This window comes from Streptomyces sp. NPDC001700 (genome assembly GCF_053596435.1).
Genome location: NZ_JBSFGE010000014.1, coordinates 151,282 through 175,557, shown reverse-complemented (window position 1 = coordinate 175,557; position 24,276 = coordinate 151,282). Strand labels below are relative to the sequence as shown.

Here is a 24,276-nt window from a genome sequence, read left to right as displayed (position 1 = left end):
GTGAAGTACCGACCGAGTCGCCGCACCCGCCGCTTCGGAATCGGTGCGGCGGCCGTGACCGTGCTGGCCGGGATGAACGGCCCGGCGCTCTACCGATTCAGCTCCGAGCAGTATCACGATTACAAGATCAACCAACCGGAGTACAAGGCCGAGAACGGCCATTGGGGCGTGGTGAACGTCCCGGAGGAATATCGGATCAATACGATCCACGCCGCGCTGCTGCACACCGGCAAGGTGCTGCTGGTCGCCGGTTCCGGGAACAACGCCAAGAACTTCGACGCCAAGTCCTTCCGTACGGTCCTGTGGGACCCGGAGAAGAACACGTACCGGAACATCCCCACGCCCAAGGACCTCTTCTGCTCCGGGCACACCCAGCTGCCGGACGGCAAGCTGCTGGTGGCGGGCGGTACCCAGCGGTACGAGAAGCTCAAGGGCGACGTCGAGAAGGCGGGCGGGCTGATGTTCGTCCACAACGAGGACCCGGACAAGCCGAAGACCTTCCCGTCCGGGACCCGCTTCACGGGCAAGAAGAACGGCAAGACCTTCGAGTCCAAGGACCCGGTGCTCGTCCCGCGCGCGAAGAAGAAGACGAACGCCAAGACCGGAAAGGTCACCGTCACCGCCAGCACGGCGCGGGTCTATGTCGAGGCGCGGCAGAAGGGCAAGAAGCACCAGACCGGAACCGAGGACAATTACCGGATCGCCGGGCTGAAGGGCAAGGACAAGCAGAACTACTACGGCATCGCACAGAAGCTGTCATTCGACAAGAAGGACTTCCAGGGCATCAAGCAGGCCTACGAATTCGACCCGGAGTCGGAGCGGTACATCCCGGTCGACCCGATGAACGAGGCCCGCTGGTACCCGACCCTGACGACCTTGCAGGACGGCCGGGTGCTGTCGGTGTCCGGGCTCGATGAAATCGGCCAGGTCGTGCCGGGCAAGAACGAGATCTACAACCCGAAGACGAAGAAGTGGAAGTACCTGCCGAAGCAGCGCTTCTTCCCCACCTACCCGGCGCTCTTCCTCACCGAAAAGGGCCGCGTCTTCTACACCGGCTCGAATGCCGGATACGGACCGGCCGACAAGGGCCGCACCCCCGGGATCTGGGATCTGAAGAGCAATAAGTTCCAGGTGGTGCCGGGTATCAGCGACCCGAAGCTGCTGGAGACGTCCATGTCGGTCATGCTGCCCCCGGCGCAGGACCAGCGGTTCATGGTGCTCGGCGGCGGCGGGGTCGGCGAGTCCACCGAGTCCACGGCCGGGACCCGGATCGTCGACCTGAAGGACGATCAGCCGCGGTTCAAGGACGGACCGGATCTGTACGAGAAGGTGCGCTATCCGAGCAGCGTCATCCTGCCGGACGACCAGATCCTGACCACCAACGGCTCCGGCGACTACCGGGGCCGCAGCGACACCAACATCCTGAAGGCCGAGCTGTACGACCCGAAGACCAACCGCACGCGCGGGGTCGCCGACCCGCTGGTCGGCCGCAACTACCACTCGGGCGCGCTGCTGCTGCCGGATGGGCGCGTCATGACCTTCGGTTCCGACTCGCTGTTCCAGGACGAGGCGAACACCAAGCCGGGCGAGTTCCAGCAGCAGATCGACCTCTACCGGCCGCCGTATCTGTACCGGGACTCGCGGCCCAAGCTCGACGCCGAGGGCGGGCCGAGGACGGTCAAGCTGGGCGGGACGACCGCGTACAAGACCGCGCACGCCTCGGCGATCAAAAAGATGCGGCTGATGCGGCCCAGCTCCTTCACCCATGTGACCAACGTCGAGCAGCGGTCGATCGCACTCGACTTCAAGCAGACGAAGGACGGCGTTTCGGTGACCCTGCCGAAGGACCCGTCGCTGGTGCCGCCGGGCTACTACATGCTGAACGCGGTCGATGAGGAGGGGACGCCGTCGAAGTCGGTGTGGGTGAAGGTGCCCGCAGCGGCCACGAAGGCCGCCGCGCGCTGAGTGATAACTAGGTGGCGTTCCGGGCGAGGTCCAGTGCGTAGCGCGGCCACCACTGGCCCGCCTGGGGGCCGCCCTTGCAGGGGCCGTCCGACTCGCCCGGGCGCTTGATCCACAGGTAGGCGTCGACCTTCTGGTCGCCGGTCTCGGTGGTCGGCGGGTCGCCGAGCGCCCGGCCCTTCGGGTTGCACCAGGCCTCCGGGTCGTCCTTGCCCGGGGCCGGGCCGTTCCCGTTGCGGCCGGTGTCGATCACGAACGGCTTGCCGCCGACCATCGCGGACAGCTTCCGGCCGTAGGCCTTGTTCTCGGCGGTGCTCTGGAAGTTGGAGATGTTGAGCGCGAAGCCGTCCGCCTTGGCGATCCCGGCACGCTTGAGCGGCCCGGCCATCGCGCGCGGGTCCCTGATCCAGTGCGGGTTTCCGGCGTCCAGGTAGACCTTGGTGCGGGGCAGGCCCTTGAGCTTGTCGACGGCGCCGGTGAGCAGGTCGTACCGCTCCTCGTGGAACTTCTTCGGCGTGCAGCCGTCCGCCACGTGGGGCAGCGCGTCGGGCTCCAGGATCACCGTGGCGGGGCGGTTGCCGATGCCCCGGACGGCCTTGTCGAGCCACGCCCGGTAGGCGGCGCCGTCCGCCGCGCCGCCCTTGGAGTACTGGCCGCAGTCGCGGTGCGGGATGTTGTAGAAGACCAATAACGCGTCGCGGTCCTCATGCGCGGCGGCCTGGGTGAAGCCGCGCGCCTGCCCCTCCGGGTTGTCCACCCCCAGCCACTCCGCGACCGGCTGCTCGGCGATCTTCTGTATCAGCCGGGCGTCGTCGTCCTTCTTGGCCTTGCGGTACGCGGCGACCTGCTTGGCGGCGCTGCCGTCGGGGTTGACCCAGTAGGGCACGGTGGCCTTGGGGCGCTGCTTCTGGCGGTCCGGCGGGGCGGCGTTCTTCTTGGGGCTCTCGGAGGCGCCGAAGCAGCCGGTGAGCGTCGCGAGCGACAGCAGCGCTCCGGCGGCCGCCACGCCGTTGCGCCGGAGATTCCGCTTACGGTTGTGGTGGTGGGCAACAGTGTGCCGACGGCCGGTGTAACTGCCGTACATCCACTCCCCCTTGGGTGCACGCTCCGGGGGAGGAAAGTGAGCCCCCGGGTGGGACAAGCCGGTCGAATCCATCCTTGCACAGGGCCCCTGCCACCCGGGCCCGCATCCTCAAGGGGAGGCGGGTTTTCGCCCGTCCGGCGCGATTCGCACGGCGTTCTACCGGCGGAAGCGGCGCCGCAGGCCCCGGCGGAGGCGGCCGCGGCGCGGACCGCGCGCCGCCGAGCGGGGCGCGCCGAGGCCACGGCTGGCCGGATGCCAGGGACGGTCGGGGGACTCGATCGGTGCCTTGCGTTCCGCTTGCGCCCTGACCTCCAGGTGGGACTGATACCCCGACACCTGCCACGCCTGGTCATGCGCCGCCACCGCCGCCCGGATAGCCGACCCCGCGACACCCCGCCGCCGGGCCAGAACGGCCAGCCAGGCGAAGCAGCCCATGACGGCGACCAGTGCGCCGACGAAGACCAGATACGGCAGGAACCCACCCATACAGCCACGCCTCCCCGGACCCTACGGCTCCCGCTCGTCGGGCCCATCGCGTCCAGTACGCCGGAAACGCACCACCCCCGCGTCCAGATCCACCTGGACGGGCGGCCCTTCCGCCGGTCTCACGTTCTTGCGCACCCGCTCCTGTTCCATGCCGCGCCGCAGGGCCCGCGCCGCAGGGTCACCCTCCTGGAGGAAGTCGACGCCGATCGACGACAGGGTCTTGCGCTTGCGCCAGTAGATCCAGCCCCGGCGCTCCATCCATAACAGGACGCGGTCCGCGACGAACGCGGCGACCCCGAGCGCGGCGGCTCCCCCCACAACCAGCAGCACGGTGGTCACCATGACCTGAGAACGGGCGGGCGTCAGCCCGCGTTCCCGGGGGTGGTGCGGGGCGTCGGGGGCGTCGAGGCCGTATCGCGGGTGCTCGTGCTCGTCTTCGTCAGGTACGCGGACACCACCACGTTCGCCGAGTACGTCCGGGTCTCGCGGTCGAAGCGGCCGCCGCAGGTGATCAGGCGCAGCTCCGCCCGGCCGCCGGTTCGGGGGCCGTATACGCGGCGGGCGTCGAAGCGCTTGGCGGTCACCATCGCCACGTCCTCCACCGTGAACTCCGCCGTCGAGCCGTCCGACCGCGCGACCCGGACCGGCTCGCCGCGCCTGAGGTCGCGCAGCCGGTAGAAGACGGCGGGCTTGGAGCGGGTGTCGACGTGGCCGACCAGCAGCGCCGCCCCCGGGCTGCCCGGTTCGGGGCCGCCCCGGTACCAGGCGACGGAGTCCGCGCGGCGGAAGGACGGCGGCTTCACCGCGCCCTTGCGGTCCAGGCCCGCGCCGATGACCGGGGCGTGCACCCCGGCCGCCGCGATGTCGACGCGTTCCGGCCGGGCGGCCGGAAGCGGGGCGTGCGCGGCGGGCAGCGGATGGGCCGGGGGGCGGCCGACCGCGGCCGCGTCGCCCGTCATGGGCGCCGGAGCGCCCGTACCGTCGGTGATGTCCCGGCCCCACATCCACAGCCCGAGCAGCAGCGCCACCCAGGCCAGGCCCATGGCCAGCCGTCCGGCTCCGGCGCCGGTTCCGGGAAAGCGTGACTCAGACATCGCCGCCCACCCGCTGCCGCTGCCGTCGCCGCCGTACCGCGAGCCCGGCGACGGCCACCGCCGTACCGCCGGACAGGACCAGGCCGTACGTCTCCGCGCCGCCGAGGCCGCCCCGCACCCGGCCGCCGGTATCGGTGGGTCGTGGGGCACCGCCGCCGCCCGCGTGCACGGGCGCGACAGGCGAGGGCGGGCGCTCCACGGCCACGGACACCTTCCCGGTGCCGGTGCCCGGATCCGCGCCGCCGCAGTCCACGGCGACCCGGTGCGCGCCCTTGGTCGCCGTCGAGCGGATCGTCGCCTCGCTGAACAGCCCGTCGCCGTCGGGGGTCAGCTCCGCGTCGTTGACGAAGACCGGCGAGGTGGCCGTCGCCACCCGGCCCTGGCAGCCGAACGCCCGCACCTCCACCTCGGTGCCGGGCGCGATGGCGAGCGGGCTGACCCGGATCGTGGCGGTGCCGTCGTGGCGGTGGTCGGCGAGTGCGGGGCCCGAGGCGATGAGGCAGAGAGTCGCCGTACAGAGTGTGAGGGTGCCGATGCGCATCGTGAACCTCCCACCTTGAGGCTCACGCGCCGGGCCGGGCCCCGCATCCGCTGCGGACCCGGCCCTGCTCCATCTGGGTGCGTCAGACGACTGCTCGGACGACTGCTCGGACGACTGCTCGGACGACTGCTCAGACGACGCGGTCCACGAGGTCCGCGATCGAGTCGACCACGGTGGACGGCCGGTACGGGAAGCGGTCGACCTGGTCGGCCTGGGTCACCCCGGTGAGCACGAGGAACGTCTCCATGCCCGCCTCCAGACCGGCCCGTACGTCCGTGTCCATCCGGTCGCCGATCATCGCGCTGCTCTCGGAGTGCGCCCCGATCGCGTTCAGCCCGGCCCGCATCATCAGCGGGTTCGGCTTGCCGACGAAGTACGGCTCCTGGCCCGTCGCCTTGGTGATCAGCGCCGCGACCGAGCCCGTGGCGGGCAGCGCGCCCTCGGCCGAGGGGCCGGTCTCGTCCGGGTTGGTCGCGATGAACCGGGCCCCGTCGTTGATCAGGCGGATGGCCTTGGTCAGCGCCTCGAAGCTGTACGTACGCGTCTCGCCGAGCACGACGTAGTCCGGCTCGACATCGGTCAGTACGTAGCCGATGTCGTGCAGGGCGGTCGTCAGCCCCGCCTCCCCGATGACGTACGCGGTGCCGCCGGGGCGCTGCTCGTCCAGGAACTGGGCGGTGGCCAGCGCAGACGTCCAGATGTTCTCCACGGGGACGTCGAGGCCGATACGGGACAGCCGGGCGTGCAGATCACGCGGGGTGTAGATGGAATTGTTCGTGAGCACGAGGAACGGCCTGCCGGACTCGCGCAGCCGCTTGATGAAGGCGTCGGCCCCGGGCACCGGTATGCCCTCGTGCATCAGCACCCCGTCCATGTCGGTGAGCCATGACTCGATCGGCTTGCGCTCTGCCACTGGTTGCTCTCCGCTCGGCTTGACCGTTTGACCCTTTGTCCGTTCGACCGTCTGGGCGACGTCAACAGCCTAACCGGGGGCTCCGGAGGCTCGGCGCGACAGACCCGCACAGGTGTCCGATCCTGAGGGGAGGGGGAACGCGAGCCGACGGTTAGGAGACCGCCATGGGCATCATGGACAAGCTGAAGGACGCGATCGCCAAGAACCCGGACAAGAGCCGCCAGGCCGCACGCAAGGGGGCGGACGCCGCAGACAAGAAGACCGGCGGCAAGCACTCGGACCAGATCAAGCGGGGCTCGGACAAGGTCGACGACGAACTCCGCCGCCGGGGCGAGGGGCCCCGGGGCGGTGAGCGGTAGCGGTAGCGTCCTCAGCGCCTAGCGCGCCGGGACTTCACGACGAGGGCGACGCCCCCTGCGACGAGCCCGACACTGACGACGCCCAGCCCTGCGAGCCGGACGTTCTGCCCGGTCGCGGCCAGCTCGGGCTTCCAGTGCCCGGGGCGGCGGGCGTCGTCCTCGTCCTCGTCGTCGTCATGCCGGGCGTCGTCGCCCTTGTCGGCGGCGTCGTCCTCGTCGGGGGCGGTCGTGTCGGATCCGGGGTCGGTCGCGGGCGGGGTTTCGGTGCCGGGTTCGGTTCCGGTGTCGTAGCCGGGGTCGGTGCCGGTTTCGCTACCCGTTTCGGTGCCGGGGTCGGTTTCGGTCTCGGTGCCGAGGTCGGTTCCCGGGTCGGTTTCGGTTTCTGTGCCCGTCTCAGTGCCGGTCTCGGTGCCGGTCTCGGCGTCTACGTCGGTGTCGGAGGACTCAGGCTCGACGCCGGGGTCCGTCTCCGTGTCCGCCGTCTCATCCGTGCCGGTGCCGGTGCCAAGATCCGTCTCGACGTCCAGATCCTCATCGGTACCGGAATCCGCCAGGTCCTCGGTGTCCTGCTCCGTCTCGCTGTCGGCGCTCGGCGGCGGCGCGACCGGGCTCCGCTCCAGGCGGCGGGTCGGGCTCGGCGCGACGCTCGGCTCGGCGGACTCGGCGCTCGGCTCGGGTTCCGGCTCGGCGCTCGGCTTCGTCTGCGGTACGGGCGGTACGGGCGGTACGGGCGCGCTGTCCGCCCCCGACGTAGCGTCGTCCGCGCCCGCCCCCACCCCCGCGTCGATCCGGAACGCGTAGTCGTTCGACTGCCCGACCCAGCCCCCGTCGTCCGCACGCCGCTGTACGGCGATGGCGTTGGCGGTGACCGGGCCCAGGGGGGCGTCGGAGGTGAAGCGGGAACGTATGTCTACGTCGACGGTCTTCCCCGCCGCGACCGTGAACCCCTTGAAGTCCTTCTCGAACACCCCGATGTTCTCGTCCTCATCGGTCGTCTGGAACGAAACGTCCCGCCAGGTGCCCCCGTCCGCGTACGGGTCCAGGAACTCCAGCTGGATCTGACGCGGCCGCAGCGCATGCCCCTGGTCGACCAGGACCGTGACGGGGTGGATCGCCCGGCATCCGGTGTCCGTGGTGTTGCGCAGTTCGAGGTGCCACTGCTGCCACCCGGCACCCCGCGCGAAGTGGTCCGGCCCACCGCGCAGCCGGGTCTCTATCGGAAAGTCGTCGGCGGTCTCGTCGCCGCAGGTCGGGGCGGGTTCGGGCGCGGGCGCGGCGGCGTGCGCGGGCGCTCCGACCCCGTACAGGGCCGGGGCGAGCGCGAGCGCGGCCGCGGGGAGGGCGATACGGAGGGACAAGGCGGCGCGGAAGGACAGGGCGGTGGGCAGGCGCATGGGTGACCTCTGCTGGCAGCGGCGTATCCCCGAGCACTCCGCCACATTCCGCGTGCGCACGCCGACACACCGCCGGGGCGGCCGATTGACCCCGACTGGCCGTCAACAAACCCTCGATCAGCCCAATGCGAAGAGCGGCGCGAGCACCAGCTGTGCCGCCCCCTCGACCACCGCCCGCGCCCCACCCCGTACGACGTCGACCGGGACCGTGGGGCGGTTGGTGCGGGCGGCGTCCTCGGCGAGCACGGCGGCCACGCCGCGTACATACGACGTGGGCTCGGCCAGCACCACCCGGCCGCCGAGCAGCACCCGGTCGATGTCGAGGAGCCGTACGAGGTTGGCCGCGCCGACGCCGAGCAGCCGGGCCGCGCGCTCCTGTGCGCCCCGGGCCACGGCGGCCAGGCACAGGGCCTCCAGGCAGCCGTAGTTGCCGCAGCCGCAGCGCGGGCCGTCGAGCTGGACCACCTGGTGCCCGAACTCCCCCGCGTCCGTCCGCGCGCCCCGGTACACGCCGCCGTCGAGCACGAGCCCGGCGCCGAGACCGGTCCCAAGATGCAGATACGCGAAGGAACCTGTGGCCGGGGCCGCCGCGAGGCCGAGGGCGGCGGCGTTGGTGTCCTTGTCGAGGACGACGGGCAGGCCGAGCCGCCGGGCGAGCGCGTCGCGCAGCGGGAGCCCGTCCCACTGCGGGAAGCCGGTGACCCGGTGCAGTACGCCGGAGCCGTGGTCGAGCGGGCCGGGCGCGGCGACGCCGACCCCGAGCAGCCCGCCCGCCGCAGCCGTATCGCCGATCAGCGCCTCGACCTCCGACGCCGCCGCCGACAGGGCCCGGTCCGCCTCGGCGCCGAAGTCGAAGCGTGCCGTACGGAGGGCCACGGGCGTGCCCGCGAGGTCGACCAGGACGGCCGTCAGCTCGTCGCGGTCCAGGTGGAGGCCGATCGCGTGGCGGGCGTCCGGGACCAGGCGGAGCACGGTGCGCGGCTTGCCGCCGGTCGAGGCGCGGCGGCCCGCCTCGGCGGCCAGGCCCTCGTCCCGCAGCCGGGCGGTGATCTTGCTGACGGCCTGCGGGGTGAGGCCGGTGCGGTCGGCCAGCTCCAGCCTGCTGACGCCGTCCTCGCCCGCGTCGCGCAGCAGACGCAGGACGAGGGCGGCGTTGTGGCTGCGCAGGGCGGACAGATTGGCTCCGGGCCCGGCCGCCCCCGACATCGTGCTGTTCACACCACCCATTGTGGTCATCGCTTGCGCTTTAGCAACACTGTTGTCAAAGTGGCGGCATGGATGCCAAGAGCAGGGATGACAGCAGCAAGGACAGCGCCCTTCGCGCAGGACTGATCGGTTACGGCCTCGCGGGCTCCGTCTTCCACGCCCCCCTGATCGCCGCCGCCGAAGGCCTCGCCCTCGACACCGTCGTCACCGCCAGCCCCGAGCGGGCGCAGCAGGCCCGCGACGAGCACCCGGGGGTGCGGATCGCCGCGTCCGCCGACAACGAGCTGTGGGCCCGCGCCGGTGAGCTGGACTTGATCGTCATCGCCTCCCCCAACCGCACCCACGTCCCGCTCGCGCGCGCCGCGCTCCAGGCCGGGCTGCCGGTCGTCGTGGACAAGCCGCTGGCCGCGACCGCCGCCGAGGCGGAGGAGCTGGCCGCGCTCGCCGAGGCGCGCGGGCTGCTGCTGAGCGTCTTCCAGAACCGCCGCTGGGACAACGACTTCCTCACCCTGCGCTCGCTGATCGACGACGGCGCGCTCGGCGAGGTGCTGCGCTTCGAGTCGCGCTTCGAACGGTGGCGGCCGCAGCTCAAGGGCGGCTGGCGGGAGTCCGGCGACCCGGCCGAGATCGGCGGGCTGCTGTACGACCTGGGCAGCCATGTGGTCGACCAGGCACTCACCCTCTTCGGCCCGGCCGCCTCCGTCTACGCCGAGGTGGACGTACGCCGTAGCGGGGCGGAGGCCGACGACGACACGTTCATCGCCATCACCCACGCGAACGGCGTCCGCTCGCAGCTGTGGATGAGCGCGATCACCGCCCAGCTCGGCCCGCGCTTCCGGGTGCTGGGCAGCGAGGCGGGCTACGTGAAGTACGGCCTGGACCCGCAGGAAGCCGCACTCCGCGAGGGCCTGCGCCCGGCCGAATCCGGGGCGTGGGGCGCCGAGCCCGAGTCCGCGTGGGGCCGCCTCGGCGCGGGCGAATCGCCGCTGACCGGCGGCGGACGGCCCGTACCCACCGTGCCCGGCGACTACCCCGCGTACTACGCCGCCATCGCCACCGCCCTCCGCGACGGCACCCCGCCCCCGGTCACCGCGGCCGAGGCGGCGGCGGCGCTGCGGGTGCTGGAGGCGGCCCGGGTGTCGGCGACGGAAGGCCGTACGGTCCACATCGGAGGCGCCGCATGAGCACCCCTGCGACCCCTGCGTCCGACCTCACCGACCTCATCGCCCAACTGGAGGAGCAGGAGCGCCGACTGCGCTTCTCGTCCTTCTCCAACGACGACGCCTGGCGGCTCGGCTGCCTGATCGCCGAGCTGGCCGAGCAGCGCGGCGCGGCCATCACCATCGGCGTACGCCGCAATGGCCAGCGCCTGTTCCACCGCGCCCTGTCCGGCACCTCGGCCGACAACGACGCCTGGCTGGAGCGCAAGTGCCGGGTCGTCGACCGGTACGCCGCCTCCTCCTATCTCGTCGGCACCCGGTTCCGGGCGAAGGGCACGACCTTCGAGGAGTCCTCCCGGCTCGACCCCGACCGCTACGCCGCGCACGGCGGCGCCTTCCCGCTCCATGTGACCGGTACGGGCGTCATCGGCACGGTCGCCGTCTCCGGGCTGCCGCAGGCGGAGGACCACGCGCTGGTGGTGGAGGCCCTGGAACGGTTCCTCGACCTGCGCTGACCTGCGCCATCGCTTCGCCGGGTGCCGAAGCTTTCCGCGCCTACGGTGACGTGCATGGCGACGAGAACCGATACCCCGGCCGTTCTGTCGTGCGCGCTGGTCGCGGTGTGCACGGGCTACTTCATGGTCATCCTGGACAGCACGATCGTGAACGTGGCCCTGCCCGCCCTGCGGACCGATCTGCGGGCGGGCGTGAACGGCCTTCAGTGGGTGGTCGACGGCTATCTGCTGGTGCTGGCGGCCGGGCTGCTGTCCGGCGGGGCGCTCGCGGACCGCTTCGGCGCCCGGCGGGTGTTCCAGGCCGGGCTCGCGGTGTTCGTCGCGGCGTCGCTCGGCTGCGGGCTGGCCCCCGACGTACGGGTCCTGGTGCTCGCGCGGGTGGCGCAGGGAGCGGGAGCGGCGCTCTCGGTACCGGCCTCGCTGGCGCTGCTGCGGGCCGCGTACACCGACCGGACGGCGCGCGCCCGCGCGGTCGGGGTGTGGGGCGGCATCGCCGGGGTGGCCGCGGCGGGCGGCCCGCTCCTCGGCGGGGTGCTGGTGGCCGCGACGGGCTGGCGGTGGGTGTTCTTCGTCAACGTGCCCATAGGGCTGGCCGCGATGGCGCTGACCGCACGGTACGTTCCGGCGCCGCGCGCGCGGCCCGGCCACGGGCTGGACCCGGCCGGGCAGCTCACCGGCGTGGTGGCACTGACCGCGCTGGCGCTCACCATGATCGAGGGCGGGCGTTCGGGGGCGAACGCGCTGGTGGGCCTTAGCGCCTTGGGGTTCGTCCTGGCGGGTGCCGCGTTCCTCGCCGTCGAACGGGCGGTGCGCGCGCCGATGCTGCCGCTCGGGCTGTTCCGTACGCCCACCTTCGCCGGGGGCACGGCCGTCGGCCTGCTGATCAACCTCGGCTTCTACGGCGAACTCTTCGTCGTCAACCTCTACTTCCAGCAGACCCTGCACTACTCCGCGCTGCTCGCCGGGCTCGCGCTGCTGCCGCAGATGGGCGTGGTGGCGGCCGGTTCCTGGCTGTCCGGACGCTTCACCGCCCGGGTCGGCAGCCCACGGCCCACGCTGCTCATCGGCCTCATCACGGGCGGGGTGGGGCTGCTCGGCATGGCCGCTTCGGCCTCTGAGGCTCCGTATGCGCTGCTGGTGCTGCCGCTGATGGCCACCGGCTTCGGGATGTCGTTCACCATGCCCGCCGTGACGACGGCCGTCACGGACGGCGTGCCCGGCGAGCGGGCCGGACTCGCCTCCGGCGTGATCAACGCCGCCCGCCAGACCGGTGGCGTCGTCGGCGTCGCCCTCCTCGGCGCCCTGGCCGGTGGGGGCGCGGCCGCTGGGCTGCGGACGGCGCTGGCCGTCGCGGGGCTGGCGTTCCTCGCCGGGGCCCTGATAACCCTGCGCACCGTCGACCGCGCCATGCCATGATCCTGCGATGCCCGCCGCTCAACTACGCCCCCGCACCGATGAGGACCTGGCGGCTTGCGTCAGCGCCCTCGCGACCGTGCAACGGGCCGACCGCTACCCGGTCCACTGGCCCGACGACCCGCAGGGCTGGCTGACCCCGGCCGACATGCTCGGCGCCTGGGTCGCGGCCGAAGGCCCCGCCGTACTCGGCCATGTGACGCTCACCCGGACCGACCCCGACTGGCGCACCGCGAACGGACAACTGGCCGTGGTCCACGCGTACAGCGGATCCCCTGGTCATTGAACACTTCCGGCCTCCGGACCGTACGGGGTGACGGCGGCCCTTGACCCCCGAGCCTGGTCCGCCGTGCCACCACCGGGCCCCGCACGGAAGGACCTTCGGGATGCGTCAGCTGCCGGACAAGGACGACGCCGACAAGGCTGCCCCGAAGGAGGGCGAAACCCCGGAGGACCGCTCGCCGGAGCGGGAGCCGGACGCCACCGCCGAGGCCCAGGGCAGAGACCCCGACGAGGCCGAGGACAAGGACAAGGCCGCGCCAGAAGCCGCCGACGATAAGGCGGCCGAGGACGAGGCCACCGAGGCCGACGACGACCCACCCGCCGAGCTGCTCGGTGCCGCCACCCCCGGTGACGGTGACGGTGCCGACGACGACGGCCCGGATCGGGCCGGGAGCGGCGGGCGCGGCGGTTGGCGGGGGCGGTATCCCGTTGCCGCCCGGGCCCTGTCGTGGACGGTCACCGGGCTGTCCCTCGCGCTGGTCTTCGTCGCGCTGCTGCTGCCGCAGAAGCTGGAACTCCTCACCACCGAGCACTTCGCCCGCATCCCGGTGGAGCTGATCTTCGGGGCCGGTCTGCTGCTGCTCCTGCCGACCGTCGCACGGCGAGTGGTGGCGGTGCTGGCGGGGCTGTTCCTGGGAGCGCTGGCCATCCTGAGCATGCTCGACATGGGCTTCAACGAGTTCCTGGGCCGCGGCTTCAACGTGGTGCTCGACTGGATCCTGTTCGACGACGCCCAGGCGTACCTGGAGGACTCGGTCGGTCAGACGACCGCCGCGGCCGCCGTGGTCGGGGTCGCGGTGCTCGTCCTCGCCGTGCTCACCCTGATGGCGCTCGCGGTCCTCCGTATCGGCAACGTCATGGCCCGCAACAGCGTCGTGGCGACCCGCACCACCCTCGTGGCCGGGACCGTCTGGGTCGCCTGCGCGTCGGTCGGCGCGCAGGTCGCGGGGTTGCCGGTGGCGTCCCGGAGCACGTCCGCGCTGGTGCAGGACCGGGCGGAGCGGGTAGAGAAGACCATCAAGGACGAGGAGGAGTTCAAGAAGATCGCCGCCTTCGACACGTACGGGGACACCCCGGGCGATCAGCTGCTGACCGGGCTGCGCGGCAAGGACATGATCTTCACCTTCATCGAGAGCTACGGCCGCAGCGCGATCGAGGACCCGGCGATCGCCCCCGGCGTCGACGCGACGCTCACCAAGGCGACCAAGCGGCTGGACAAGGCCGGATACGCCGCCAAGAGCGGCTGGCTCACCTCGGCGACGTACGGCGGCAACAGCTGGCTTGGCCACTCCACGTTCCTGACGGGGCTGTGGATCGACAACCAGAACCGCTACCGCACCGTCACCGCGGGCGATCATCTGTCCATCCCCCGCGCCTTCCAGCGCACCGGCGCCTGGCGGACGGTCGGCATCATGCCGGGCGTCCAGAAGAACTGGCCGGAGGGCTCGTTCTACGGCCTCGACCACGTCTACGACTCGCGCGAACTGGGCTACAAGGGACCGAAGTTCAGCTGGTCGACCATGCCCGACCAGTACGCGCTGAAGGCGTTCGAGCAGCTGGAACACGGCAAGAAGCACGACAAGCCGCTGATGTCGCAGATCATCCTGACCTCCAGCCACCAGCCCTGGGCGCCCATCCCGAAGACCATCCCGTGGAGCAAGGTCGGGAACGGCTCGGTCTACAAGGGCATCCAGAAGGCGGGCAAGTCGCCCGAGGACGTGTTCACCGACTCGACCCAGGTGAAGCAGGAGTACGGCAAGTCCGTCCAGTACTCGGTGAACAGCCTCATCGACTACGTGATCAAGTACGGCAGCAAGGACACCGTGCTCGTCTTCCTCGGCGACCACCAGCCGCTGGCCCGGGTCAGCGGCAACAACGCGAGCCGGGACGTGCCGATCTCGATCGTCGCCCGTGACCCGAAGGTGCTGGACCGGATCGCCGACTGGAAGTGGGCGGACGGCCTGATGCCCCGCGCGGACACCCCGGTGTGGAAGATGAACAGCTTCCGCGACCGCTTCTTCAAGGCGTACGGCTCGACACCGAGCGCCAAGACCAAGGTGCCCACGTCATCGTCGTCCAAGTAGCGGGCGGGCGCCGCCACCGGCGTCAGGCGTCCTTGAACTCCTGGCGCTGGCGGCCCAGTCCGTCGATCTCCAGCTCCACCACGTCCCCGGCCCGCAGATACGGCTTGGGCTCGGGGCGGCCCATGGCGACGCCCGCCGGGGTGCCGGTGTTGATGACGTCGCCCGGGTAGAGGGTCATGAACTGGCTGAGGTAGCGGACCACCTCGGCGACGCCGAAGATCTGCTCGGCCGTCGTGCCGTTCTGCTTGATCTCGCCGTTGACCCACAGCCGCAGGCCGAGGGCCTGCGGGTCCGGGACCTCGTCGGCGGTGACCAGCCAGGGGCCCAGCGGGTTGAACGTCTCGCAGTTCTTGCCCTTGTCCCACTGGCCGCCGCGCTCGATCTGGAAGGCGCGCTCGGAGACGTCGTGCGCGACCGCGTAGCCCGCGACGGCGGCGAGGGCCGCCTCGTCGGAGTCGAGGTAGCGGGCGGTGCGGCCGATGACGATGGCCAGCTCCACCTCCCAGTCCGTCTTCAGGCTGCCGCGCGGGACCAGCACCGTGTCATCGGGGCCGATGACGGTGTCGGGCGCCTTCATGAAGACGATCGGCTCCTCCGGGAGCGGGGCGCCGGTCTCGGCCGCGTGGTCGTGGTAGTTCAGCCCGATGCACACGATCTTGCCGATACGGCCCAGCGGCGGGCCGACCCGTACGCCGCCGTCCTGGATCACCGGCAGCGCGTCGGCGCCCTCGGCCGAGGCCGCCGCGCGGATGCGGGCGAGGGCCGCCTCGTCGGCGAGCAGGGCCCCGTCGATGTCCGGGACCAGGCCGGACAGGTCGCGGAGGGTGCCGTTCTGGTCGAGGAGGGCCGGGCGTTCCGCCCCGGCCGGTCCGACGCGCAGCAGCTTCATCCTCACAACTCCCTGGGCTCAGGACGGTGGGCAGGGGCGACTCCATGCGCCTCTGGCCGCTCGATCCTCCATGAGCCCCTTCCACCCCGCAAGACCCCGTTCACGGACTGGACCCGGCCCTCGCTGTCCGCTTTTGCCTCCTACCGGCCGCGGAGCAGCAGGGCCCGCTCCACCGCGGTCCAGGTGGTGGTGGTCGCCAGGTAGAGCGCGGCAGCGAGGGGCACCACGGCGGCGGTGAGGAGCGTGCCGAACGAGAGCAGCGGCAGCACCCGCGCCAGCCCGGCCGCCCCGGGGGCGGCGGGGACCGCCGCCACGGGAGCCGCGTCGCGGGCCGCCTTGCGGGCGCGCAGATACGTCCAGGTCGCGACGGCCGCGATCAGCGCGAACAGGCCGAGGTAGACCAGCCCCTGCTGACCGGCGAGCGCCCCGCCCCAGCGGCCGTCGAGCGGCGCTCCGGCCAGCGTGTGGTCGAGCAGGTCCCCGGCGCCGCTGCCGGTGGAGAACACGTGGTACATGACGAAGAAGACCGGGAGCTGGATCAGGGTCGGCAGGCAGCCCGCCAGCGGGGACGCGCCCTCCTTCGTCTGCAGGTCGGCCATCGCGCGGCGCAGCCGCTCGGGGTCGTTCTTGTGCTTGCGGCTCAGCTCGGCGAGCTTCGGCGCCAGCGCGGCACGGGCCTTCTCACCGCGCGCCGCCGCCCGGGCGAGCGGATGGAGCGCGGCCCGGACGCACAGGGTGAACAGGACGATCGCGGCGGCCGTCGCCGAGGCGCCGAACAGCGGATCGAGCCGGTCGGCCAGGGTGGTCAGCAGGGTGCCGAGGGATGCGAAAACAGACATGGGAGCCCTCCACGGGTCTCGTCACGAAGAAAACAGATCGGCGTGACGAGCCGCGTGGGCGCGGCGGAGTGCAGCGGGTACTGCGGGTACTGCGGCGATGCTGCGGGTGCGTGCGCCTACGCGGCCGTCGGAAGGCGACGGCCGGGCGCCCGGGGCCTGGGGCGGCCCGCGGCATCGGGGTCCCGCTGCGGCAGGAACGCGGTGCGGCGCTCCCGGTCCCGTATCGCGGTGCGTATGCGCCCCGGGGGCGCGGGCACCCGCGCCCGGGCGGCGAGCACCGCGCAGGTCAGCAGCGCGGCCGCGACGGCGGCGGTGGCAGCGGTGGTGGCGGCGAGGGCGACGGCGCTGATCAGCCCGGTCTGGGTGAGCAGGGTGCCGGTCAGCAGGAAGAGGAGCACGCCCAGGTGCATACGCAGCGTCTCGACGCGATGAGTCATCCGGCGCTCCCCCTCTCCACTCGGCCACTCGGCTCCACTCAGCCAGGAACAAGTCTAGGGGGCACCACCGACAACGCGCGGTGCGGCCAGCGTCAGCCGGGCCCACACCACCAGCCGGTAGCGGGAGGTGTATTCGGGCGTGCAGGTGGTCAGCGTGAGATACGAGCCGGGCTCGGTGAAGCGGTAGCGCGGATGGGCCGAGCTGTACGGCACCTTCGCGATCACCGTGCCGTCGGAGGGCGAGGTGCGCGGCAGGGTGCGCTCGACGACGTACGTATAGCGGGCGTGGTAGGTCTCGACGCTCACCTTGTCCCCGGGGCGCAGCTCATCGAGGTGGCGGAACGGTTCGCCGTGGGTATTGCGGTGGCCCGCGAGCCCGACGTTGCCGAGCTGGCCCGGCTGGGCGGTTCCCGGGTAGTGGCCCACGTACCCCCGGTTGAGCACCTTGGACTTGCTGATGCCCTCGGCGATGGGGGCCGTGAGCCCGATGCGCGGGATGCGGAGCACCGCGTACGTCTGGTCGCGGCGCGGGACACCGTCGCGCACGGTCACGGTCACCTCGGTGTCGTTCTTCTTACGAGGCGTAGCCCCCGCGCCCGTACCTCTGGATTCCGTACGGCGGCGCTCCGTACCGTCCGCACCGGACGAGGCCGTGGCCGACGGCTCCTCGGCGCTCCACCGCCGCTCCAGCTCCGTCACCTGGCGCTTCGCGCCCGCCCGCGCCTCCCGGTTGGTCCACCACAGCTGATGGGCGACCAGCAGGAGTACGACGAGCCCGACCGTGACCGCGAACTCGCCGCCGGTCCACAACACCCTGCCCAGTAACCGTCGCCGCCGCACACCGACCTCCCCACCCAGGCCACCGGGAGGGGCACCATAGGCCCTGCGGCGCGCACCTGCCAGACACGCGCCCCCGCGAGCGCCGACTAGCCGCCGCCTAACCGCCGCCCAGCGCATGCGAGACGGTGTAGATGACCAGCCCGGCGAGCGCGCCCACCACCGTGCCGTTGATCCGGATGAACTGCAGATCGCGGCCGATATGGGCCTCGATCTTCCGGGAGGTGTGCTCCGCGTCCCAGCCCGCGACCGTCTCGCTGATCAGCGAGGTGATCTCGTTCCGATAGGTCGTCACCACATAGACGGCCGCGTCCTCCAGCCAGCCGTCGATCTTGCCCCGCATCCGAGCGTCCGTCACCATCCGCTGGCCCAGCGACAGGATCGCCGCGCGGGCCCGCAGCCGCAGCTCGCTGCGCTCGTCCTCGGCCGCCGCGACGATCATCGACCGCACCGAGGCCCAGGTGGAGGCGATCAGGTCCTGCACCTCACCGCGCCCCAGCACCTCGCCCTTGAGCCGCTCGACCCGGTTCCGGGTCTCGGAGTCCGACTGGAGGTCCCCGGCGAAGTCGGAGAGGAAGCGGTCCACGGCGCCGCGCGCCGGATGGTCCGGCATGTCGCGCATCTCACGGACGAACCGCAGCAGTTCCCGGTAGACGCGCTCGCCGACCTTGCGGTCCACGAACCGCGGCGTCCAGCCGGGCGCGCCGCCGGTCACCGCGCCCATCACCGACTCGTTGTGCTCGACCAGCCAGTCGTGGGCGTGGACGCACACCAGGTCGACGGCGCGGCGGTGGCCGCCGTCCGCGACGATCCGCTCCAGCAGCTTGCCGAGCCCCGGCGCGATCTCCTGGGCGTCCGCGCGCCGCGTGATGGCCTCGCCGACCACCGCCTGTACGTCGGAGTCGCGCAGCACGGTGAGCGCGCCGCGCAGCGCGGTGGCCAACTCGGCCGTCACCCGGTCGGCGTGCGCGGGTTCGGCCAGCCAGGTGCCGAGGCGGCTGCCGATGCCGACGGCGCGCAGCCGCAGCCGTACGACATCGCCGGACAGGAAGTTCTCGCCGACGAAGTCGCCCAGGGTCGACCCGAGCTGGTCCTTCTTCGTCGGGATGATCGCGGTGTGCGGGATGGGCAGCCCCATCGGCCGCCGGAACAGGGCGGTGACCGCGAACCAGTCGGCCAGCGCGCCGACCATGCCCGCCTCGGCGGCCGCCGCCACGTACCCGGCCCAGCCGCCGGCGCCGGAGTTCTGCGCCCACTTGGCGAGCGCGTACACCAGCGCGACGGCGAGCAGCATGCCCGTGGCGATCGTCTTCATCCGGCGCACTCCGCGCCGCCGCTCCTCGTCGAGCGGGGTGTCCGCGAACGCGACGACGCCACCGGCCGCCGCTCTCGCGCCGGGCGGCTTCGGCCCCGTTTCTTCCGTCGTTGTCCGGTTCATACGCTCCACCCGGTCGAGCCGTCCCCACTGCATTGTCTCGTTCCTGTCTCACTCGCTCTCTGAGTGGAACGAACGGCGAGTTCCCGTCGTCTGTCTGGGGGAGCGACCCCGTCCAACCGGGGGCAGGCCGACAGGCGGACCTCTGTCCGGACATGGGATCATGGAGGACCGACCGGACCGCATCGGCGAAGCACCCTCGCTCGCCGTTCCCGTTCACTTTCGGAGCCTCGGGCTCCGGCTGCCCGAGGAGAACTCCGCCCATGAGTGTGCCCCCTATGCCCAGACGCACGGCCTATGCCGTGTTCGCTGCGCTGGCGGCTGTGGTGGTCCTCGTCTCGACCGCGATATTCGTCGGAGTGGGCGGCCGGGACCGGAATGTGAACGAGTCCGCGCAGGGTACCCGTAACTCCGCGGCCCCGGCCTCGTCGGGATCCTGGGTGGGCACTTGGTCGGCGTCCGCCGCGGCGGCGGAGCCGAACACGCTCCGCGGCCTCTCCGGCATGTCCCTGCGCAACGTCGTCCACACCAGCATCGGCGGCACCGGCGCCCGTATCCAGCTCTCCAACCTGTACAGCGCCCACCCGCTGACGATCACGCATGCCTCGCTGGCGCTGGCGGCCGCACCGAGCAACCCGACGGCCGCGGCCGACACCATGCGGCGGCTCACCTTCGACAACCGCCCCTGGGTGACCATCCCGCCCGGCCAGGCCACCACCAGCGACCCGGTGCGCATGAACATCCCGGCCGCCGCCGACCTGCTGGTCACCACCTACGCCCCGCAGGCGTCGGGCTCGGTGACGTACCACCCGCACGCCCGCCAGACCTCGTACCTGGCGCGCGGCGACCGTACGGAGGACACGGCGGGCGCCGCGTACACCGAACAGACCCCGTTCTGGCGCTACCTGAGCGGCGTGGACGTGTGGTCGAAGGAGTCGCAAGGCGCGGTCGCGGTGCTCGGCGACTCGATCACCGACGGCATCACCTCCACCGCCGGGGCCAACCGCCGCTGGACCGACGTCCTCTCCGAGCGGCTGCGCACCGAGCCCGGAGCGCCCCGCCTCGGCGTGCTCAACCAGGGCATCAGCGGGAACCGGGTGCTGAGCGACGGCACCCAGTTCCCGCCGAACAACCCGAGCGGGCTGTCCCGCTTCACCCGTGACGTGCTGGACCGTACGAACGTCAAGGCCGTCATCATCGAGCTGGGCGTCAACGACATCCTGCGCATCCCCCATCAGACCGATCCGAACAAGATCGTGGACGGGTTGCGGCGGCTGACCGAGCAGGCACACGCCCGGGGCCTGCGGGTCATAGGGGCCACCCTGTCGCCGTTCTACGGCCACCGCGGCTACACGCCGCTGCTGGACTCCGTGCGCGAGCGGGTCAACGCCGAGATCCGGTCCGGGAAGGTCTTCGACGAGGTCGTGGACTTCGACAAGGCGCTGCGCGACCCGGCCAGCCCGCTGCGGCTGCGCCCGGCGTACGACTCGGGCGACCATCTGCACCCGAGCGACGAGGGCTACCGGGCGATGGCGCACGCGCTCCCCCTCGACTACCTCCGGGGGAGCGCGGACGCCGAGCTGTGACGGACTCTTGAGGTCCGGCTAGTGGCCGAGGTCGTGCCTGCGGGCGCGGCGCTCGGCCCGCTGGTCCTCCAGCTCCGCACGGCGCGCACGGCGCTCGGCGCGCAGCTCTTCCCGGTGCGCCTCCTTCTCCCGGCGGCGCTCCGCCTTGAGCCGCTTGTGGTCCTCCTTGCGGAGCTTGCGCTCGACGCTGACCCCGCCGAACATCGCCAGGCCCGTGATGGTCACCCGCGGGCCGGTGGGGTCGCCATCGGCCGACCCCCGGTGGTCGAAGCCGCCCATGATGCCGATGCCGCTGACATGCGTCTCCAGGTCCGGCGGCACGATGACCTCGATCCCGCCCATGAACGCGAAACAGCGGATCACGATCTCGCGGTCCTCGAAGCGGGCCTCGCGCAGATCGATCTCGCCGCCGCCCATGAGGGTGAAGGCGGTGAAATTGCGGGGCGCGGTCCAGGTGCCCTTGCGCCCGAAGCCGCCCATGATCGCGACGGCCATCCGCGACGTCGGGGCGCCGCCGATCCGCCCGGCCCAGCCGTTCCGGTCGGCGAGACCCATGGCGTCCCCGGGCCGTGGTTCCGGCACGGCCACCGCCGCACCGGGCCCCGCACCGGTCACCGCACCGGTCACCGGGAGGTCCCTCACCAGGGGCTCCAACTGGGCGTGGGTGCGCGCCTTGTAGGCCGCGTCCAGCCGCTCCTCGAACTCCTCCATGTCCAGGCGGCCTTCGGCGACGGCATCCCTCAGCACCTCAGCGATGCGCTCGCGCTCGGCGTCGGAGGCACGCATCTGGGACCCGCCCGGCAGGTCGGGGGCCGCTCCCTGGGGAGATCCCTCAAAAGTCATACGGACAGACTAATGCGGACCGACCGACCTGACCGCCCCCCGCGCGGCCTCCCCCTCGACCTCGCCATCAAGGCCCTTGTCGGGGAAGAGCATGCGGGCGATGACGTCCTCGATCTCCGGTTCCCGCACCGACAGGTCCACCAGCGGATATCCGTCCGCCACCGCCGCGACCAGGGGCGCCGCGCTGGCGGCGGCCGGGAACGCCAGCCACTGCCGAGGCCCCTCGACCCGTACGGTCCGCGCACCGGGGACGTCGATCGGCGGCAGCTCCCGCTCCAGGTCCACGACCAGGGTGCGTTCGCTCCCGCCCACCGCGTGCAGCCCATCCAGCCCTCCGTCGTAGACCAGACGGCCATGGTCGATGACCATCACCCGCTTGCACAGTTGTTCGATATCGGTCAGATCGTGGGTGGTCAGCAGCACGGTGGTGCCCTGTTCCGCGTTCACCTCGCGCAGGAAGCCCCGTACCTTCGCCTTGCTGACCACGTCAAGACCGATCGTCGGCTCGTCCAGATACAGCACCTCGGGGTCGTGCAGCAGGGCGGCCGCGATGTCGCCGCGCATCCGCTGGCCGAGGGAGAGCTGACGGACCGGCACGTCCAGCAGGTCTCCGAGGTCCAGCAGTTCGACACAGCGGTCGAGGTTCCGCCGGAAGCGGTCGTCGGGAATCCGGTACATCCGCCGCACCAGCGCGTACGAGTCGCGCAGCGGCAGGTCCCACCACAGGGTGGTCCGCTGCCCGAAGACCACCCCGATACGGCGCGCGAGCCGCGTCCGCTCCCGCGAGGGGTCGATCCCGGCGACCCGCAGACGGCCGCCGCTGGGCACCAGGATCCCGGTCAGCATCTTGATCGTGGTGGACTTCCCGGCGCCGTTCGGGCCGATGTAGCCGACCATCTCGCCGCGCGGCACCCGGAAGCTGATGCCGTCCACCGCGCGCACCTCGCGCCGCTCCCGGCGCAGCAGCCCGGCCCGGCGCCGCACCTCGAACACCTTCTCGATGCCGTCGAGTTCGATGAAGCCGTCTGTACCGAAGCCGTCCATACCGAAGCCGTCCGCACCGAAGCCGTCCGTCTCACTCATGTCACTCATGGCGCTCCCCTCCTCAGCTTCCCGTGCTCTGATACGCCCGCAGCCCCGCCCGCCAGGCCAGCCCCGCGAGTGCCGCGCAGCCGCACGCGACCAGCGGCGCGGCGAAGCCGATCCAGCCCGGCAGCCCCAGCGGGTTCGGGCGGCCCAGGACGTACAGCGCGGGCAGCCAGTTGACGAAGGCCAGCGGGACCACGAACGTGACGCCGCGCAGCAGTTCGTCGGCGAAGACCGTCGGCGGGTACTGGAGCATCGTCGTCCCGCCGTACGTGAACGAGTTCTGCACCTCCGAGGCGTCCTTGGCCCAGAACTGGAAGGCCCCGCCCAGCACGAACACCGCCCCGAAGATCACCGCCCCGCTCAGCAGCATCAACGGCACCAGCAGCACCCGGTCGGCCGTCCAGCCGATGTCCAGCCGGGTCAGCGACCAGCCGAGCAGCAGCCCGCCCTGGGTGATCCGGCCCAGCCTGCGCAGCGCGAAGCGGTCGGCGGCGACCTGGGCGAGGATCGGCACCGGCCGCACCAGCAGGGTGTCCAGCGTGCCGTCGCGGATGCGCCGCCCGACCCGCTCCATGCTGCCGAGCGCCAGATCGGCCAGCCCGAAGGCCGTACTGGACGTGCCGTACAGGAAGGCGACCTCGGCGAGGGTGAAGCCGCCGAGGGTGTCGATGTGCGAGAACATCAGCGCGATCGCGGCGAAGTCCAGCGCGGTCACGGCGAAGTTCCCGAACGCCATGATCAGGAACGAGGTGCGGTACGTCATCGTGGAGCGCACCCACATGCCGACGATCAGCACATAGGCGCGCAGCCCGTCGTACGCCCGCGAGCGGACCCGGGGTTTGTCCAACGAGCGTCCGGGCTCAGCCACCCTGCACCACCACCTTCCGCGTCGCGACCGACTGCAGCGCCCGCCCGGCCGCGAACAGCACCACCGCCCACCCCGCCTGGAAGGCCAGCGCCCCCGCCACCGCGGCCCCCCGGTGGTGCCCCAGGAAGACGTCCGCGGGCACCTGGAGCATCGCCGCCCACGGCAGCGCCCCGGCGATCTCGCCCAGCCGCCCCGGGAACACGTTCAGCGGCAGCACCATCCCGGAGAAGAACATGGACAGCAGCCCGCTGATCAGGGTCAGTCCGGACCCGTCCAGCAGCCAGAACGCGGCCAGCGCCACCAGATAGCGCACCGCGAACCCCACACACACCGCGAGCCCCACCGACAGCAGGAACCACAGCCACGTCAACGGGGAGCCGGGCAGGGTGAGTTCGAACGCCAGCGCCCCGCACACCATGGGCACGATGCCGCGCCCCAGCAGCTGGAAGGCGGCCCGGCCGAGGTCCGAGGCCAGCCACCACAGCTGGAGGTCGGCCGGGCGGTAGAGGTCGACGGCGATGTCGCCGGACCGGATGCGCTCCTGCAGCTCGTCCTGGAAGCCGCCACCGAACAGCGCGACGGTCGCCAGCAGCGCCTGGCCGAGCCAGACGAAGGTGAGGGCCTGGGAGAGGTCGTACCCGCCGAGATGCGGCCGTTCGCCCCACAGCGCGGCGTACGTGTACGCGACGATGAAGCCGAAAACGGTGTTGGTGAACACCCCGGCCACGGTGGCCACCCGGTACGTCGCGTAGCGTTTGAAAGCACTCACCGCGACGGCCGCGTAGAGCCGCATCAGCCTGTCTCCCCCTCCCCCGTCCGCACCGCGCCCAAAGGCACCAAAGCTTGGGAGCCTAGTCCGCGGGCAGGTGATAGAGCCAGGCATTTTTCACTGGATGGTGTGAGGGGAATCACCCGTTCGGCCGGTCACAGACCAGTCACGGGTGCGTGCCTCGTCCCTGG

The 24,276-nt window shown here is 71.9% G+C and carries 25 protein-coding genes; 8 read left to right on the top strand and 17 right to left on the bottom strand.

Annotated elements, in window-relative coordinates; all coding sequences use genetic code 11:
• Positions 1-1,965: a galactose oxidase-like domain-containing protein gene (locus ACWC5C_RS25785; protein ID WP_450878971.1), complete on the top strand. Its 1,965-nt coding sequence runs from the start codon at positions 1-3 to the stop codon at positions 1,963-1,965.
• A gap of 7 nt (positions 1,966-1,972) precedes the next feature.
• Here the strand turns inward: ACWC5C_RS25785 and ACWC5C_RS25780 are convergent, their stop codons facing one another.
• From ACWC5C_RS25780 to ACWC5C_RS25755, 6 genes are all read right to left on the bottom strand, one after another.
• Positions 1,973-3,046: a glycoside hydrolase family 6 protein gene (locus ACWC5C_RS25780; RefSeq protein WP_450878969.1), complete on the bottom strand. Its 1,074-nt coding sequence runs from the start codon at positions 3,044-3,046 to the stop codon at positions 1,973-1,975.
• Positions 3,047-3,202: 156 nt separating this feature from the next.
• Complete coding sequence (locus tag ACWC5C_RS25775; protein WP_450878967.1) at positions 3,203-3,532, bottom strand: hypothetical protein; 330 nt, start codon at positions 3,530-3,532, stop codon at positions 3,203-3,205.
• 21 nt (positions 3,533-3,553) lie between these two features.
• Positions 3,554-3,862, bottom strand: a complete 309-nt coding sequence (locus tag ACWC5C_RS25770) for a hypothetical protein (protein WP_450878965.1) — start codon at positions 3,860-3,862, stop codon at positions 3,554-3,556.
• 32 nt (positions 3,863-3,894) lie between these two features.
• Positions 3,895-4,626: a class F sortase gene (locus ACWC5C_RS25765; protein ID WP_450878963.1), complete on the bottom strand. Its 732-nt coding sequence runs from the start codon at positions 4,624-4,626 to the stop codon at positions 3,895-3,897.
• On the bottom strand, positions 4,619-5,167 hold the full coding sequence (locus ACWC5C_RS25760; RefSeq protein ID WP_450878961.1) for a hypothetical protein: 549 nt from the start codon (positions 5,165-5,167) through the stop codon (positions 4,619-4,621). Before ACWC5C_RS25760 ends, ACWC5C_RS25765 begins: the two co-directional genes overlap by 8 nt.
• 130 nt (positions 5,168-5,297) lie before the next feature.
• Positions 5,298-6,080, bottom strand: a complete 783-nt coding sequence (locus ACWC5C_RS25755) for an HAD-IIA family hydrolase (protein WP_450878959.1) — start codon at positions 6,078-6,080, stop codon at positions 5,298-5,300.
• A 164-nt stretch (positions 6,081-6,244) separates the two neighbouring features.
• Here ACWC5C_RS25755 and ACWC5C_RS25750 point away from each other — a divergent pair, with 164 nt between their 5' ends.
• The gene (locus ACWC5C_RS25750) at positions 6,245-6,439 is read left to right on the top strand and encodes an antitoxin (RefSeq protein WP_450878957.1); all 195 of its coding nucleotides are present in this window, start codon (positions 6,245-6,247) and stop codon (positions 6,437-6,439) included.
• A gap of 11 nt (positions 6,440-6,450) precedes the next feature.
• Here ACWC5C_RS25750 and ACWC5C_RS25745 read toward each other — a convergent pair whose 3' ends face one another.
• Together ACWC5C_RS25745 and ACWC5C_RS25740 are read right to left on the bottom strand one after the other, a co-directional pair.
• The gene (locus ACWC5C_RS25745) at positions 6,451-7,833 is read right to left on the bottom strand and encodes a hypothetical protein (RefSeq protein WP_450878955.1); all 1,383 of its coding nucleotides are present in this window, start codon (positions 7,831-7,833) and stop codon (positions 6,451-6,453) included.
• Positions 7,834-7,950: 117 nt separating this feature from the next.
• Positions 7,951-9,060, bottom strand: coding sequence for an ROK family transcriptional regulator (locus ACWC5C_RS25740; protein ID WP_450879095.1), 1,110 nt, complete (start codon positions 9,058-9,060; stop codon positions 7,951-7,953).
• A gap of 47 nt (positions 9,061-9,107) precedes the next feature.
• On the opposite strand from ACWC5C_RS25740, the gene ACWC5C_RS25735 reads away from it, so the two are divergent.
• From ACWC5C_RS25735 to ACWC5C_RS25715, 5 genes are all read left to right on the top strand, one after another.
• Positions 9,108-10,223: a Gfo/Idh/MocA family oxidoreductase gene (locus ACWC5C_RS25735; protein WP_450878953.1), complete on the top strand. Its 1,116-nt coding sequence runs from the start codon at positions 9,108-9,110 to the stop codon at positions 10,221-10,223.
• The gene (locus tag ACWC5C_RS25730; RefSeq protein ID WP_450878951.1) at positions 10,220-10,714 is read left to right on the top strand and encodes a heme-degrading domain-containing protein; all 495 of its coding nucleotides are present in this window, start codon (positions 10,220-10,222) and stop codon (positions 10,712-10,714) included. Before ACWC5C_RS25735 ends, ACWC5C_RS25730 begins: the two co-directional genes overlap by 4 nt.
• 54 nt (positions 10,715-10,768) lie before the next feature.
• Entirely contained in the window at positions 10,769-12,130 is a 1,362-nt protein-coding gene (locus ACWC5C_RS25725; protein ID WP_450878949.1) for a DHA2 family efflux MFS transporter permease subunit, read from the top strand.
• Between the two features lie 7 nt (positions 12,131-12,137).
• The gene (locus ACWC5C_RS25720; RefSeq protein WP_450878947.1) at positions 12,138-12,413 is read left to right on the top strand and encodes a hypothetical protein; all 276 of its coding nucleotides are present in this window, start codon (positions 12,138-12,140) and stop codon (positions 12,411-12,413) included.
• A gap of 100 nt (positions 12,414-12,513) precedes the next feature.
• The gene (locus ACWC5C_RS25715) at positions 12,514-14,493 is read left to right on the top strand and encodes a sulfatase-like hydrolase/transferase (protein WP_450878945.1); all 1,980 of its coding nucleotides are present in this window, start codon (positions 12,514-12,516) and stop codon (positions 14,491-14,493) included.
• A 22-nt stretch (positions 14,494-14,515) separates the two neighbouring features.
• Here the strand turns inward: ACWC5C_RS25715 and ACWC5C_RS25710 are convergent, their stop codons facing one another.
• From ACWC5C_RS25710 to ACWC5C_RS25690, 5 genes are all read right to left on the bottom strand, one after another.
• Entirely contained in the window at positions 14,516-15,382 is an 867-nt protein-coding gene (locus ACWC5C_RS25710) for a fumarylacetoacetate hydrolase family protein (protein WP_385437011.1), read from the bottom strand.
• 140 nt (positions 15,383-15,522) lie between these two features.
• Positions 15,523-16,221, bottom strand: coding sequence for a YidC/Oxa1 family membrane protein insertase (locus ACWC5C_RS25705; RefSeq protein ID WP_450878943.1), 699 nt, complete (start codon positions 16,219-16,221; stop codon positions 15,523-15,525).
• Between the two features lie 116 nt (positions 16,222-16,337).
• Positions 16,338-16,658 (bottom strand): DUF6412 domain-containing protein, encoded by a 321-nt coding sequence (locus tag ACWC5C_RS25700; RefSeq protein WP_450878941.1) that lies wholly within the window; start codon positions 16,656-16,658, stop codon positions 16,338-16,340.
• 54 nt (positions 16,659-16,712) lie between these two features.
• Entirely contained in the window at positions 16,713-17,471 is a 759-nt protein-coding gene (locus ACWC5C_RS25695) for a class E sortase (protein ID WP_450878939.1), read from the bottom strand.
• A gap of 124 nt (positions 17,472-17,595) precedes the next feature.
• On the bottom strand, positions 17,596-18,933 hold the full coding sequence (locus ACWC5C_RS25690) for a DUF445 domain-containing protein (RefSeq protein WP_450878937.1): 1,338 nt from the start codon (positions 18,931-18,933) through the stop codon (positions 17,596-17,598).
• Between the two features lie 275 nt (positions 18,934-19,208).
• Between ACWC5C_RS25690 and ACWC5C_RS25685 the strand changes: the two genes are divergently transcribed.
• The gene (locus ACWC5C_RS25685) at positions 19,209-20,516 is read left to right on the top strand and encodes an SGNH/GDSL hydrolase family protein (protein ID WP_450878935.1); all 1,308 of its coding nucleotides are present in this window, start codon (positions 19,209-19,211) and stop codon (positions 20,514-20,516) included.
• A gap of 18 nt (positions 20,517-20,534) precedes the next feature.
• Here the strand turns inward: ACWC5C_RS25685 and ACWC5C_RS25680 are convergent, their stop codons facing one another.
• The 4 genes from ACWC5C_RS25680 to ACWC5C_RS25665 form a co-directional block, all read right to left on the bottom strand.
• On the bottom strand, positions 20,535-21,359 hold the full coding sequence (locus ACWC5C_RS25680) for a DUF1707 SHOCT-like domain-containing protein (RefSeq protein ID WP_450878933.1): 825 nt from the start codon (positions 21,357-21,359) through the stop codon (positions 20,535-20,537).
• A 9-nt stretch (positions 21,360-21,368) separates the two neighbouring features.
• Entirely contained in the window at positions 21,369-22,403 is a 1,035-nt protein-coding gene (locus ACWC5C_RS25675; RefSeq protein WP_450879093.1) for an ABC transporter ATP-binding protein, read from the bottom strand.
• 61 nt (positions 22,404-22,464) lie between these two features.
• Entirely contained in the window at positions 22,465-23,229 is a 765-nt protein-coding gene (locus tag ACWC5C_RS25670; protein ID WP_385437132.1) for an ABC transporter permease, read from the bottom strand.
• Between the two features lie 79 nt (positions 23,230-23,308).
• Positions 23,309-24,109, bottom strand: a complete 801-nt coding sequence (locus ACWC5C_RS25665; protein ID WP_450878931.1) for an ABC transporter permease — start codon at positions 24,107-24,109, stop codon at positions 23,309-23,311.
• Between the last annotated feature and the right edge of the window lie 167 nt (positions 24,110-24,276).